At 62.0% G+C, this 13,495-nt stretch carries 12 protein-coding genes; 10 read left to right on the forward strand and 2 right to left on the reverse strand.

Annotation, left to right across the window (positions count from 1 at the left end):
• Entirely contained in the window at nucleotides 1-342 is a 342-nt protein-coding gene (locus TU80_RS06485; protein ID WP_046383344.1) for a cupin domain-containing protein, read from the forward strand.
• A 60-nt stretch (nucleotides 343-402) separates the two neighbouring features.
• Nucleotides 403-1,482 carry a polyamine ABC transporter substrate-binding protein gene (locus TU80_RS06490; protein WP_057004055.1) on the forward strand — a complete coding sequence of 360 codons (1,080 nt, stop codon included), beginning with the start codon at nucleotides 403-405 and terminating at the stop codon, nucleotides 1,480-1,482.
• Between the two features lie 43 nt (nucleotides 1,483-1,525).
• Here TU80_RS06490 and TU80_RS06495 read toward each other — a convergent pair whose 3' ends face one another.
• Nucleotides 1,526-2,320 (reverse strand): helix-turn-helix transcriptional regulator, encoded by a 795-nt coding sequence (locus TU80_RS06495; protein WP_057004056.1) that lies wholly within the window; start codon nucleotides 2,318-2,320, stop codon nucleotides 1,526-1,528.
• Between the two features lie 199 nt (nucleotides 2,321-2,519).
• On the opposite strand from TU80_RS06495, the gene TU80_RS06500 reads away from it, so the two are divergent.
• The 8 genes from TU80_RS06500 (at nucleotide 2,520) to TU80_RS06535 (ending at nucleotide 13,190) form a co-directional block, all read left to right on the forward strand.
• Entirely contained in the window at nucleotides 2,520-3,884 is a 1,365-nt protein-coding gene (locus TU80_RS06500) for an APC family permease (protein WP_017845710.1), read from the forward strand.
• Between the two features lie 9 nt (nucleotides 3,885-3,893).
• Nucleotides 3,894-4,997, forward strand: a complete 1,104-nt coding sequence (locus TU80_RS06505; RefSeq protein WP_057004057.1) for a DmpA family aminopeptidase — start codon at nucleotides 3,894-3,896, stop codon at nucleotides 4,995-4,997.
• Nucleotides 4,998-5,355: 358 nt separating this feature from the next.
• The gene (locus TU80_RS06510; protein ID WP_057004058.1) at nucleotides 5,356-6,789 is read left to right on the forward strand and encodes a serralysin family metalloprotease; all 1,434 of its coding nucleotides are present in this window, start codon (nucleotides 5,356-5,358) and stop codon (nucleotides 6,787-6,789) included.
• A gap of 48 nt (nucleotides 6,790-6,837) precedes the next feature.
• Entirely contained in the window at nucleotides 6,838-7,206 is a 369-nt protein-coding gene (locus tag TU80_RS06515) for an AprI/Inh family metalloprotease inhibitor (protein ID WP_017845713.1), read from the forward strand.
• A 104-nt stretch (nucleotides 7,207-7,310) separates the two neighbouring features.
• Nucleotides 7,311-9,062: a type I secretion system permease/ATPase gene (locus tag TU80_RS06520; protein WP_057004059.1), complete on the forward strand. Its 1,752-nt coding sequence runs from the start codon at nucleotides 7,311-7,313 to the stop codon at nucleotides 9,060-9,062.
• Nucleotides 9,059-10,360 (forward strand): HlyD family type I secretion periplasmic adaptor subunit, encoded by a 1,302-nt coding sequence (locus TU80_RS06525; protein WP_057004060.1) that lies wholly within the window; start codon nucleotides 9,059-9,061, stop codon nucleotides 10,358-10,360. The genes TU80_RS06520 and TU80_RS06525 overlap by 4 nt, the downstream gene beginning before the upstream one ends.
• 2 nt (nucleotides 10,361-10,362) lie before the next feature.
• Nucleotides 10,363-11,706 carry a TolC family outer membrane protein gene (locus tag TU80_RS06530; RefSeq protein ID WP_057004061.1) on the forward strand — a complete coding sequence of 448 codons (1,344 nt, stop codon included), beginning with the start codon at nucleotides 10,363-10,365 and terminating at the stop codon, nucleotides 11,704-11,706.
• Between the two features lie 59 nt (nucleotides 11,707-11,765).
• Nucleotides 11,766-13,190: a polyurethane esterase gene (locus TU80_RS06535; RefSeq protein WP_057004062.1), complete on the forward strand. Its 1,425-nt coding sequence runs from the start codon at nucleotides 11,766-11,768 to the stop codon at nucleotides 13,188-13,190.
• 75 nt (nucleotides 13,191-13,265) lie between these two features.
• Here the strand turns inward: TU80_RS06535 and TU80_RS06540 are convergent, their stop codons facing one another.
• A complete protein-coding gene (locus tag TU80_RS06540; RefSeq protein WP_017845718.1) occupies nucleotides 13,266-13,490 on the reverse strand; it encodes a YgdI/YgdR family lipoprotein in 225 nt (74 codons plus the stop codon).
• Nucleotides 13,491-13,495: the final 5 nt, after the last annotated feature.

The raw sequence follows: 13,495 nt of genomic DNA on the forward strand, positions 1-13,495 counted from the left end.
ATGAGCATCACTCAATTCAAAGACGCGCTGAATGCCCACCTGCCGGATTCGTCACCGGTCGCCGTGCCCCTGGGCGAGCCGATCGCCGTGGCGTCGACCTTGAGCGTCGAGCGCAGCGACGGCGTCGAAACCGGTATCTGGGCCTGTACCCCTGGCCGCTGGCGTCGACAGATCAAAGCCCAGGAGTTTTGCCACTTTATCCAGGGCCGCTGCACCTTCACCCCTGACGACGGTGAAATCGTCCACCTACAAGCCGGCGATGCACTGATGTTGCCGGCCAACAGCAGCGGAACCTGGGATATCCAGGAAACCGTGCGCAAGACCTATGTATTGATCCTGTAACGCTTTGATCCTTGATCGCCTGCCATAAAAACAGCCCTAAAACCGCCAGGAAATCGAACCATGAAAGCCATTGCCCTGTTGCCCTTGATGTTGGTGGCCGCTATCAGTCAGGCCGCCGAGACGGTGAAGATCTACAACTGGTCGAGCTACATTGCGCCGGACACCACGAAGAACTTCCAGAAACAAACCGGCATCGGTTTCAGCTACGACGTGTACGACAGCAACGAAACCCTCGACGGCAAGTTGATGACCGGTAACTCCGGCTATGACGTGGTGTTCCCCTCCAACCACTTCATGGCGCGGCAGATCCAGGGCGGCGCCCTGAAGAAGCTCGACAAGAGCCAATTGCCCAATTGGAAGAACCTCAACCCGGTGCTGCTCAAGGCCCTGGAAAACAACGACCCGGGCAACGCCCACGGCTTCCCGTACCTGTGGGGCAGCACCGGCATCGGCTACAACATCGACAAGGTCAAGGCAGTGCTGGGCGATAACGCGCCTGTGAATTCCTGGGACCTGATCTTCAAGCCCGAATACATGCAAAAGCTCAGCAAATGCGGGGTGGCCATCCTCGACAATGGCCCGGAATTGTTGCCGATCGCTCTGAATTACCTGGGGCTGCCACCCCACAGCAAGAAGCCTGAGGACTACAAGAAAGCCGAGGCGCTGCTGATGAAAGTTCGCCCCTACGTGGCGTACTTCCACTCCTCGAAATACACCGGCGACCTGGCCAATGGCGACATCTGCGTGGCCGTCGGTTTCTCCGGCGACGTGCTGCAAGCCGAAAGCCGCGCCAAGGAAGCCAAGAATGGCGTGAACATCGGCTATCAGATCCCCAAGGAAGGCGCCGCGATCTGGTTCGACATGGTGGCCATGCCCGCCGACGCCCCGGATGAAAAGGCCGGGTATGCCTTCATGAACTACTTGCTGGAGCCCCAAGTGATGGCCGACATCACCAACTCCGTTCATTACGCCAACGGCAACAGTGCGGCGGACAGCCTGGTGGACCCGGCAATCAAGGCCGATACCAAGATCTACCCAAGCGCGGAAATGATGGGCAAGTTGTTCGCGCTGGAAGCGATGCCGCTGAATATCGACCGGGTTCGCACGCGGGTGTGGAACACCATTCGTACCGGGCGCTGAAGAACTGATGTGGGAGGACGTAAACCCCCTCCCACATTTGGATTCAGGGGTTTTCCAGGTCATGCCCCAACGACTGGATAAACAACGAGAACAGCTCCGGCTGCGAAGAAATATCCAGCTTGGCGTACAGATGCCGGCGATGCACTTTGACCGTATCCGGCGAGATACTCAGGCGCTCGGCCATGGCCTTGGAGGAGAACCCGCGCAATACCAGGCGGGCGACTTCCAGCTCGCGGTCCGAGAGCACGCCGCAGCCGAAATGGCTCAGCGCATCGCGAATCTGGCTGGCCATCGCCTGCGCTGCCGGTACACGCTGGGTGCTTTGCTGCCAATGCTGCTGCATCAACGGCAGCACCCACGCGGCCAAGGTGGTCAGCAGCCCGGTTTCTTCAGCACTGAAGCGCCGCTGCATGCCCAATGACAGCGACAATGTGCCCGCGCCAGGTAGTTGCAGGATGAATTGCACCTCGTCTTCCAGCACGTTGTCGTGGAAGTAGTTGAGGAAGTATTCGCTCTGGCGGAAATGGTCCGGCGCCACTTCCTCCAGGCGGTACACGCCGCTGGCATACCCTTCGCGACAGGCCTGGAAAAACGGGTCGAGCACGTACAGGCCGTTGAGGTACACCAGCATCGACGCCGGTTTGCTGCTGGGCTGGGCGTCGTATTCCTCCAGGGCCTGGGGCAGGCCGTCGAGCGGGTAGAAAATCGCCAGGGCGTTATCGAACGGCAGGCATTGGTGCAACAACAGCACCAGCTGTTTCCAGAATCGCTCGCTGCCGATCTGTGACAGGGTGCGCCCCAGCCCCGCATGCATGCCGACTTCCCTGAACAGGCTCATGTCACAGGTTCCCCTCATCAAAAGATCGGCCAAGGGTTCGGCTTTTGCCGGGTGTCGTCAAGGGGAGTACGCCAATAGGGGAATTGGCTGACAACAGCTCTGGCTTTAACTTCGCGATCATTGAGTGGGAAACATATCCCACGACTTTCAGACTTTTCGTTTCTGCCTCACACCAAAAACAACGACAGAGGATAACGATATGAGTGCTTCCCCCGCGCCTGACGGCGTGCTCAAGCCCACCCTGAGCGTCTTCGATGTGGTGGCCATTACCGTTTCGGCGGTGACGCCCGCCAGTTCGGTGTTCGTGATCGCCCCGTTCGCCATTCAACAGGCCGGCAGCGGCGTGTTCCTGGCCTTTGTCATGGCCGCCTTGCTCGCGCTGATGTTCGCCTTTTGCTACGCCGAACTGGGCCGCGCCCACAACAGCGCTGGCGGTGAATATGTGTATGCCAAGCGGGTATTCGGCGGCATGGCGGGCTATGCGACGTTCCTGACGGTACTGGTGATGTTGCTGTTTATCCCACCGGTACTGGCCACGGGCGCGGCGACCTACTTGAATAACGCCCTGGGCACCCGGTTCGATGCCCAGACCGTTGCGCTGGTCATTGTGGTGTGCAGTTACGCCCTGGGCATCCTCAATATCAAGCTCAATGCCTGGATCACCGGCACTTGCCTGTTGCTGGAAGTGGCGGCCTTGCTGGTGATCGTGTTCCTCGGCTTCGGCCATCCGGTGCAGCCGGTCAGCGTGCTGTTTCAGCCGCAGATCGTCGAAAACGGCATGTTGCACCTGGCGCCCTGGGCCCTGGTGATCGGCGCGGTCGGCATCGGCCTGTTCTCCTTCAATGGCTACGGGCCGGCGGTGCTGCTGGCCGAAGACATGAAATGCGGCGGCAAGGGCGTACACAAAGCGGTGTTGTGGTCCCTGGGGCTGGTGGTGGTGATCGAACTGGTGCCGATCACGGCGCTGCTGATCGGCGCGCCGTCGCTGAGTGCGATGATCAGCAGCCCCGACCCCATCGGCTACCTGCTGACCAGCCATGGCAACGAAACCTTGTCACGCCTGGTCAGTGCCGGGATCTTCCTCTCGGTGTTCAACGCCATCGTCGCCATTGTGATCCAGATCGGCCGCGTGGTATTCAGCAGCGGCCGCGACGCCCTGTGGACGCCGACCATCAACAAACTGTTCACGCGCATTCACCCGCGCTGGGATTCGCCCTGGCTGGCGACGCTGTTCCTGGCGATCCCTTCGGCGCTGCTGAGTTTCAGCTCCAACCTGGCGGACCTCACCTCGTTCAGTGTGCTGCTGATCATGCTGGTGTACCTGATCGTGGCCTTGAGTGCGCTGATGAGCCGGGTGCTGCTGCGTGAGCGCGCACATCCGTATCGCATGCCCTTGTGGCCGCTGCCGGCATTGCTGGCGGTGCTGGGCGCCGGGTATCTGTTGATGACCTTGATCGCGGAGGCTTCGGTGCGCGACATCATGGTCATCATCGGCTTGCTGGCGCTGTCGGTGATTCTGTATTGCATCAGTGGCCGGTTGAGTCCGGCGTATCAGAAACTGTAAGGAGTGGTTATGCGCGCACGTCAATTGGGCATCACGTTGGGGCTGGGCACGCCCGGCGCGTTGAATGCCATCACCGATGTTCCCGGCGTCCGGGTCGGCCACAGCACGCTCAAGACCCGCGTCGACGGTAAACAGGTGTGTACCGGCGTCACAGTGGTCCAGCCGCGTGCCGGCGAGGCGCGGCAGCAGCCGTGCTTTGCCGGGTATCACGTGCTCAACGGCAATGGCGACGCCACGGGCCTGGAGTGGATCAGCGAAGCAGGGCTGTTGACCACGTCATTGGCGATCACCAACACCCACAGCCTCGGCATTGTGCGCGACACCCTGATTGCCCTGGAGCGCGAGCGTCTGGCGGACCCGGCCGTGTACTGGTGCATGCCGGTGGTGATGGAAACCTACGACGGCCTGCTGAACGATATCTGGGGCCAGCACGTCAAGCCTGCGCATGTGCGCGAGGCGCTGGACCACGCCGAAAGTGGTCCGGTACAGGAAGGTGCAGTGGGCGGCGGCACCGGGATGATCTGCCATGAATTCAAGGGCGGCATCGGCACCGCGTCGCGCCGGTTGCCGGCGGAGCAGGGCGGCTGGACGGTCGGCGTGCTGGTGCAGGCCAACCATGGCAAGCGCCAGGAACTGCGGGTTGACGGCTACCCGGTGGGCCGGCAGTTGATGACGATCCCATCGCCGTTCGCCGAGCGGGGCACGCCGGGCATGGGCTCGATTGTGGTGATCCTGGCCACCGACGCGCCGTTGCTGCCCCATCAATGCCGGCGCCTGGCGCAACGCGCGTCCATCGGCATTGCGCGCACCGGCGGCGGCACCGAGGACTCCAGCGGCGACCTGTTCCTGGCCTTCGCCACCGGCAATCAGGCGCTGCCCCCGGCGGACTATGGGCGCAAGGACCTGGCGTTCAGCAGCGCGGTGCAGATGGTCAATAACGATCATATGTCCCCGCTGTTCCTCGCCGCGGCGGAGGCGGTGGAGGAGGCGATCGTCAACGCCATGCTGGCCGGTGAGAGCATGACCACCGACGACGGGGTGCGGGTGCCGGGTCTGGACGGTGAAACACTGTTGCAGGCATTGCGCGAGACGGGCTGGAACAGCTGCCGATAATCCGGTGTATTTATAAAGATGCTGGCTCTTTAATGCGGCGAATGACACCGTGACAATATATTGGATCCATCTAAACAAGTGCGCCGCTCAAGTTGAGCGGCTTTACCGCTATTTAATATTTAAATAACAGCGCGGTGCTTTTTGTCGGACAAAAGCAACTAACCCCCTACAAACATTGCACGCGACTTGCTTAAGTTGCCGGCTTGTCGGTTTTCACTGCGTAAATAGATGTAGACGAAAGATTTCAAGTTGTGTCAGTTTCGTGACGCCTTCAAAAGAGGCGAGTGATAGGACGATCTCGCCAGCGGGGTTCCTATCGACCCAAGACTGATGCACTTGCACACAAGGAAGTACGTTTATGTCAAAAGTAAAAGACCAGGCTATTGTGTCTGCCGCGCAAGCCAGCACTGCGTATACGCAAATCGATAGTTTCAGCCATCTGTACGACCGTGGCGGCAACCTCACGATCAATGGCAAACCCTCCTACTCCGTTGACCAGGCCGCCACCCAGCTGCTGCGCGACGGCGCCGCGTACCGGGACGTCGACGGCAACGGCAAGATCGACCTGACCTACACCTTCCTGACCTCGGCCTCCTCGAGCACGCTGAACAAGCATGGCATCTCGGGCTTCAGCCAGTTCAACAGCCAGCAGAAAGCCCAGGCCGCACTGGCCATGCAGTCCTGGTCGGATGTCGCCAACGTTGCCTTCACCGAGAAGGCCAGCGGCGGCGATGGGCATATGACCTTCGGCAACTACAGCGGCGGCCAGGACGGCGCGGCGGCCTTCGCCTACCTGCCCGGCACCGGCGCGGGCTACGACGGCACCTCGTGGTACCTGACCAACAGCAGCTACACACCCAACAAGACCCCGGACCTGAACAACTACGGCCGGCAGACCCTGACCCACGAGATCGGTCATACCCTGGGCCTGGCTCACCCCGGCGACTACAACGCCGGGAACGGCAACCCGACCTACAACGACGCGACCTATGGACAGGACACGCGCGGCTACAGCCTCATGAGTTACTGGAGCGAGAGCAACACCAACCAGAACTTCAGCAAGGGCGGGGTCGAGGCCTATGCCTCCGGGCCGTTGATCGACGATATCGCGGCGATCCAGAAGCTTTACGGCGCGAACTACGCCACCCGCGCTGGCGACACCACCTACGGCTTCAACTCCAACACCGGGCGTGATTTCCTCAGCGCCACCGCCAACGCCGACAAGCTGGTGTTTTCGGTCTGGGACGGCGGTGGCAACGACACCCTGGATTTTTCCGGTTTTACCCAGAACCAGAAGATCAACCTCAATGAGACCTCGTTTTCCGACGTTGGCGGCCTGGTGGGCAACGTGTCCATCGCCAAGGGCGTCACCGTGGAAAACGCCTTCGGCGGCGCGGGCAACGATCTGATCATCGGCAACACTGCCGCCAACCTGATCAAGGGCGGGGCCGGCAACGACCTCATCTACGGCGCTGGCGGTGCCGACCAACTGTGGGGCGGCGCCGGCAACGACACCTTTGTGTTCGGTGCCAGTTCCGATTCCAAGCCTGGTGCGGCGGACAAGATCTTTGACTTCACCAGCGGCGCCGACAAGATCGACCTGAGCGGCATCACCAAAGGTGCGGGCCTGAGCTTCGTCAACGCGTTCACCGGGCATGCCGGCGACGCGGTATTGAGCTATGCCTCTGGCACCCACCTGGGTACCTTGGCTGTGGACTTCTCCGGGCACGGCGTGGCGGATTTCCTCGTCACCACCGTGGGCCAGGCAGCGGTCAGCGACATCGTGGCCTGATGCACCGGCGCGGCGTTGTGGCGCCGCGCTTCCAGGAGGGGCATACACATGCCGCGCTTTGTGCATTTGATCGCCTGTGTCCTACAGGTGTTGTTCGTGTCGGCAGGAGCCCACGCAATGGCTAGCAGTCTCGTTTTACCCACCACCGCGCAGTTGGCCGGACATTGGCAACTGCACCGACAGGATCAGGTCTGTGCCCTGGATTTGCTGGAGCAAGCCACCGCCGTGGGGGGCGATGTGGCCTGCGTCGAGCAATGGCTGGGAGACAAACCCCTGACATGGTCGCCGACGCCGGACGGGATCTGGTTGATGAATGCCGAAGGTTCCGGGATTACCCACTTGAATCGTCAGCGCGACGGCGAATACCAGGCGCGCACGCCATCTGGCGATATCGTGACATTGCAACGAATACCTTAGTTTCCAGTTATAACGCTATAACTCGAATTTAATAGTTGGCCGCCGCTTATTCAGGGGCTGGGGCAACTATTGCCGGTCATTGGGTTCAAGGAAGATCAAACACCATGGCGAAGCCCCCTGTTGTTGCGCCTTTATTCAAGGCGCTGGGTGAATATAAAAGTATTTTGATCAGCGTTGGCTGTTTCACTGCATTAATTAACCTGCTGATGCTGGTGCCGTCCATTTATATGCTGCAAGTGTATGACCGCGTGCTGTCCTCCCAGAATGAAACCACTCTGGTGATGTTGACGCTGATGGTCGTCGGTTTCTTCGCCTTTATCGGCAGCCTGGAAGTCATCCGCAGTTTTATCGTGATCCGCATCGGCAGCCAGTTGGAACGGCGCTTCAACTTGCGCGTGTATAAAGCCGCCTTCGAACGCAACCTGCAACGCGGCCAGGGGCATGCCGGGCAGTCCCTGGCAGATTTGACCCATCTGCGCCAGTTCATCACCGGGCCGGCGCTGTTCGCGTTTTTTGATGCGCCGTGGTTTCCGATTTATCTGTTGGTGATTTTCCTGTTCAACGTGTGGCTGGGCGTGCTGGCCACGGCGGGGGCCTTGCTGCTGATCGGCCTGGCCTGCCTCAATGAATACCTGACCAACAAGCCCCTGGCTGAGGCTGGCGGTTACTCCCAGCAATCCAGCCAACTGGCCACCAGCCATTTGCACAACGCCGAAACCATCCAGGCCATGGGCATGCTCGGCGCATTGCGCCAGCGCTGGTTTGCCGTGCATTCGCAGTTCCTGGGCTTGCAGAACGCGGCCAGCGACACCGGCTCGGTGATCACCGCCCTGAGCAAATCCCTGCGCCTGTGCCTGCAATCGTTGGTGCTCGGCCTGGGCGCATTCTTGGTGATCAAGGGCGAGATGACCGCCGGGATGATGATCGCCGGTTCGATCCTGATGGGGCGGGTGCTCAGCCCGATCGACCAGTTGATTGCCGTGTGGAAGCAGTGGAGTTCGGCCAAGCTGGCCTATCAGCGGCTTGACCAACTGCTGCGCGAATTTGCGCCGGACGTCGAGCCGATGGCCTTGCCCGCCCCCAAGGGCCAGGTGAGTTTCGAGCAGGTCAGCGCCGGCCCGCCGGGTCGACGCCTGGCGACGCTGCATCAGGTCAGTTTCCACCTGGGCGCCGGCGAGGTGCTGGGGGTGCTGGGCGCGTCGGGGTCCGGCAAGTCCACGCTGGCGCGGGTGCTGGTGGGCGTATGGCCAACCCTGGCCGGCACCGTGCGCCTGGATGGCGCGGATATCCATCGCTGGGACCGTGACGATCTTGGCCCGCACATCGGTTACCTGCCTCAGGACATCGAACTGTTCAGCGGCAGCATCGCCGACAACATTGCGCGCTTTCGCGATGCCGACCCGGCGCAAGTGGTCCAGGCGGCGCAACAGGCCGGCGTGCATGAATTGATTCTGCGCCTGCCGCAAGGCTACGACACCGTGTTGGGCGACAACGGCGGCGGCCTGTCCGGCGGCCAGAAGCAACGGGTGGCCCTGGCGCGTGCGCTGTATGGCGGGCCGCGGCTGGTCGTGCTGGACGAACCCAACTCCAACCTCGACACCGTCGGTGAAGCCGCGCTGGCCAGCGCCATCGTGCAGTTGAAGGCCCAGGGCAGCAGCGTGATTCTCGTCACCCACCGCTCTTCGGCCCTGGCCCAGGCCGACAAGTTGCTGGTGCTCAACGAAGGCCACCTGCAAGCGTTTGGGCCGAGCCAGGACGTGCTGCGCGCGTTGTCCGGCCAGCAGGCGGCGACGCAGGAAAAAACCGGCGTCAGTTTCAGTCGTCAGTATCAAACCGCAAGGAATCCAGGCGCATGAGCATGCTCACTGTGGAACAACGCGACGCCGCTTTTTTCGTGCGTCTGGGCTGGTGGCTGACGGTGGTCGGCGCCGGTGGGTTTTTCCTCTGGGCCAGCTTGGCGCCGCTGGACCAGGGCATTCCGGTGCAGGGCACCGTGGTGGTCTCGGGCAAGCGCAAGGCCGTGCAGACCTTCAGCCCCGGTGTGGTCAGCCGGATCCTGGTGCGCGAAGGTGAGACGGTCAAACAGGGCCAGCCGCTGTTTCGTCTCGACCAGACCCAGAACCAGGCCGATGTGCAATCGCTGCAAGCGCAGTACCGCCTGGCCTGGGCCAGTGTGGCGCGCTGGCAGAGCGAGCGCGACAATCGCGCGGCCATCGTGTTTCCCGCCGAACTCAGCACCGCCCCGGACCCCGCGCTGGCCCTGGTGCTCGAAGGCCAGCGCCAACTGTTCAGCAGCCGCCGCGAAGCCTTTGCCCGTGAACAGGCGGGGATTCGCGCGAATATCGACGGCGCCACGGCGCAGCTCAATGGCATGCGCCGCGCACGCAGCGACCTGAGCGCCCAGGCTCAATCCCTGCGCGATCAACTGAGCAATCTGCAGCCCCTGGCCGACAATGGCTACATCCCGCGCAACCGTTTGATGGAGTACCAGCGCCAGCTGTCCCAGGTGCAACAGGACCTGGCGCAGAACACCGGCGAAAGCGGCCGAGTGGAGCAGGGCATCCTCGAATCGCGGCTCAAACTGCAGCAGCACAGCGACGAATACCAGAAGGAAGTGCGCAGCCAACTGGCTGACGCGCAACTGCGCAGCGTGACCCTGGAGCAGCAACTCACGTCCGCCGGGTTCGACCTGCAACACAGCGAAATCAACGCGCCGGCCGATGGCATTGCGGTCAACCTCGGCGTCCACACCGAAGGCGCGGTGGTGCGTGCCGGGGAGACCTTGCTGGAGATCGTGCCACAGGGCACGCGGCTGGAAGTCGAGGGGCATTTGCCGGTCCACCTGGTGGACAAGGTCGGCACCCACCTGCCGGTCGACATCCTGTTCACCGCGTTCAACCAGAGCCGTACCCCGCGTGTGCCGGGGCAGGTCAGCCTGATTTCCGCCGACCAACTGCTCGACGAAAAAACCGGCGCGCCGTACTACGTGCTGCGCACCAGCGTCAGCGAGGCCGCGCTGGAAACACTCCACGGCCTGGTGATCAAGCCGGGCATGCCCGCCGAGATGTTCGTGCGTACCGGCGAGCGCTCGTTGCTCAATTACCTGTTCAAGCCGCTGCTCGACCGCGCCGGCTCTGCGTTGACCGAGGAATGAACATGAAACCGCTGTTCATTGCCGTGCTGTTGAGCTGTACGCCTGTCCAGGCCGCCATGGGCCCGTTCGATGTGTACGAGCAGGCTCTGCGCAACGATCCGGTGTTCCTCGGCGCGCTCAAGGAGCGCGACGCCGGCCTGGAAAACCGCACCATCGGCCGCGCCGGGTTGCTGCCGCGGCTGTCCTACAACTACAACAAGGGGCGCAACAACTCCGAAGCCCACCTGCCTGACGGGCGTGGCGGCAGCTATCGCGACGCGCGCAATTACAACAGCTACGGCTCGACCTTCAGCCTGCAGCAGCCGCTGTTCGACTACGAAGCCTATGCCAACTACCGCAAGGGTGTGGCCCAGGCGCTGTTTGCCGATGAAAGTTTTCGCGACAAGAGCCAGGCGCTGTTGGTGCGGGTGTTGAGCTATTACACCCAAGCGTTGTTCGCCCAAGACCAGATCGAGATCGCCCGCGCCAAGAAAAACGCCTTCGAGCAGCAGTTTCAGCAGAACCAGCACCTGTTCCAGCAGGGCGAGGGCACGCGCACCGACATCCTTGAAGCTGAATCGCGCTATGAGCTGGCCACGGCCGAAGAAATCCAGGCGCTGGATGAACAGGACGCCTCGTTAAGAGCGTTGGGCGCGCTGATCGGCGTGCAGAGTGTCAATATCAACGACCTCGCGCCGCTCAATCAGCGCTTCGCCGCCTTCAGCCTGACGCCGGCCAACTACGACACCTGGCACGCGCTGGCGATCAGCAACAACCCGACGCTGGCCTCGCAACGTCAGGCCCTGGAAGTGGCGCGTTATGAAGTGGAGCGCAACCGTGCCGGGCACTTGCCGAAGATCACCGCGTATGCCAGTTCGCGCCAGCAGGAATCCGACAGCGGCAACACCTACAACCAGCGCTACGACACCAACACCATCGGCGTCGAAGTCAGCCTGCCGTTGTATGCCGGTGGCGCTGTCTCCGCGTCCACGCGCCAGGCCAGCCGTGCCATGGAGCAGGCCGAATACGAGCTGGAAGGCAAGACCCGCGAAACCCTGATCGAACTGCGTCGCCAGTTCAGCGCCTGCCTGTCGGGCGTGAGCAAGCTGCGCGCCTACCAGAAAGCCCTGACCTCGGCCGAGGCGCTGGTGGTGTCGACCCGGCAAAGCATCCTCGGCGGCGAGCGGGTCAACCTCGATGCGCTCAATGCCGAGCAGCAGCTCTACAGCACCCGGCGCGACCTGGCCCAGGCGCGTTATGACTACCTGATGGCCTGGACCAAATTGCACTACTACGCCGGCAACCTGCGCGATACCGACCTGGCGCAAGTCGATGAGGCCTTTGGGCCGGTGGGCAAGCAGCCGTAGCTGCACCTGGGACGTCATTGCGCTTTCTCGACAACTCCAACAACAGAGAGGCACTACCGATGGGAATCTTTGATTATAAAAACCTTGGCACCGAGGGTTCCAAGGCGCTGTTCGCCGATGCGATGGCGATCACGCTGTATACCTACCACAACCTGGATAACGGCTTTGCGGTGGGCTATCAGCACCACGGCTTGGGCGTTGGCCTGCCGGCGACGCTGGTCGGTGCATTGCTCGGCGGTGCCGACTCCCAAGGCGTGATTCCCGGTATCCCGTGGAATCCCGATTCGGAAAAGGCCGCCCTGGAAGCGCTGCAACACGCCGGATGGACGCCGCTCAGCGCGAGCACCCTGGGTTACGCCGGCAAGGTCGACGCCCGGGGCACGTTTTTCGGTGAAAAGGCTGGCTACACCACCGCGCAGGCCGAAGTGCTGGGCAAGTACGATGACGCCGGCCGCCTGCTCGAAATCGGCATCGGCTTTCGCGGCACGTCGGGGCCGCGGGAAAGCCTGATCAGCGATTCCATCGGTGATCTGCTCAGCGATCTGCTCGCCGCCCTGGGCCCCAAGGATTATGCGAAGAACTACGCCGGCGAAGCCTTTGGCGGTTTGCTCAAGGCGGTTGCCGAGTATGCCGGCGCCCATGGCCTGAGCGGTTCCGACGTGCTGGTCAGCGGCCACAGCCTCGGCGGGCTGGCGGTCAACAGCCTGGCGGAGTTGAGCGACCAGCGATGGTCGGGGTTCTACAAGGACGCCAACTATGTGGCCTACGCGTCGCCGACCCAGAGCGCCGGCGACAAGGTGTTGAACATCGGCTATGAAAACGACCCGGTATTCCGGGTGCTGGACGGTTCATCCTTCAACCTGTCGTCCCTGGGCGTGCATGACAAACCCCATGAATCGACCACCGACAACATCGTCAGCTTCAACGATCACTACGCCTCGACGCTGTGGAACGTGCTGCCGTTCTCCATTGCCAACCTGCCGACCTGGGTGTCGCATTTGCCCAGCGGCTATGGCGACGGCATGACCCGCGTGCTCGAATCCGGGTTCTACGACCAGATGAGCCGGGACTCGACGGTGATCGTCGCCAACCTGTCCGACCCGGCGCGGGCTACCACCTGGGTGCAGGACCTCAACCGCAATGCCGAGCCGCACAAGGGCAACACCTTCATCATCGGCAGTGACGGTAATGACCTGATCCAGGGCGGCAAGGGCGCGGACTTCATCGAAGGCGGCAAGGGCAACGACACCCTTCGCGACAACAGTGGCCATAACACCTTTCTGTTCAGCGGGCCGTTTGGCCAGGATCGGGTGATCGGTTATCAATCGAGCGACAAACTGGTGTTCACGGATGTGCAGGGCAGCCTGGATTATCGCGAGCACGCCAAGGCGGTGGGCGACGATACGGTGATCAGTTTTGGCGCGGATTCGGTGACGCTGGTGGGGGTGAGCAACTGGTCGGGGGAGGGTGTCGTGATCGGTTGAAACCGCGTTGGCACGCGGTTCAAAGGGTGGGAGCAAGCGGGCTCCCACATGTTTGATGAGGGATGCAGGGAGGGATCAGTCTTCCTTGCGAACCGTGGCCACATCATCGGCCCTGACGCGGATGCGCTTGCCGGCGATGTCGGTGAATTCATAGAAGCCGTCGGCGGTCTTGGTCTTCGGCGTGTCTTTGGTTAAATACTGCGTGCCGTTCTGCAATGTCACTACGGTTTGCGTCGCGCAACCGGCCAATACCAGAAAAGTGAGTGCAACCAGTGGCAGACCCAAATTCTTCATGTTCATAACCC

Source organism: Pseudomonas veronii (assembly GCF_001439695.1).
GTDB lineage: Bacteria > Pseudomonadota > Gammaproteobacteria > Pseudomonadales > Pseudomonadaceae > Aquipseudomonas > Aquipseudomonas veronii.

Excerpts from the sequence above, each read along its gene's own strand:
- TU80_RS06515 (WP_017845713.1), top strand. The coding sequence starts at position 6,838 with ATGCCGCGCTTTGTGCATTTGATCGCCTGTGTCCTACAGGTGTTGTTC.
- TU80_RS06520 (WP_057004059.1), top strand. The coding sequence starts at position 7,311 with ATGGCGAAGCCCCCTGTTGTTGCGCCTTTATTCAAGGCGCTGGGTGAA.
- TU80_RS06500 (WP_017845710.1), top strand. The coding sequence starts at position 2,520 with ATGAGTGCTTCCCCCGCGCCTGACGGCGTGCTCAAGCCCACCCTGAGC.
- TU80_RS06535 (WP_057004062.1), top strand. The coding sequence starts at position 11,766 with ATGGGAATCTTTGATTATAAAAACCTTGGCACCGAGGGTTCCAAGGCG.
- TU80_RS06505 (WP_057004057.1), top strand. The coding sequence starts at position 3,894 with ATGCGCGCACGTCAATTGGGCATCACGTTGGGGCTGGGCACGCCCGGC.
- TU80_RS06485 (WP_046383344.1), top strand. The coding sequence starts at position 1 with ATGAGCATCACTCAATTCAAAGACGCGCTGAATGCCCACCTGCCGGAT.
- TU80_RS06540 (WP_017845718.1), bottom strand. The coding sequence starts at position 13,490 with ATGAACATGAAGAATTTGGGTCTGCCACTGGTTGCACTCACTTTTCTG.
- TU80_RS06525 (WP_057004060.1), top strand. The coding sequence starts at position 9,059 with ATGAGCATGCTCACTGTGGAACAACGCGACGCCGCTTTTTTCGTGCGT.
- TU80_RS06490 (WP_057004055.1), top strand. The coding sequence starts at position 403 with ATGAAAGCCATTGCCCTGTTGCCCTTGATGTTGGTGGCCGCTATCAGT.
- TU80_RS06495 (WP_057004056.1), bottom strand. The coding sequence starts at position 2,320 with ATGAGCCTGTTCAGGGAAGTCGGCATGCATGCGGGGCTGGGGCGCACC.
- TU80_RS06510 (WP_057004058.1), top strand. The coding sequence starts at position 5,356 with ATGTCAAAAGTAAAAGACCAGGCTATTGTGTCTGCCGCGCAAGCCAGC.
- TU80_RS06530 (WP_057004061.1), top strand. The coding sequence starts at position 10,363 with ATGAAACCGCTGTTCATTGCCGTGCTGTTGAGCTGTACGCCTGTCCAG.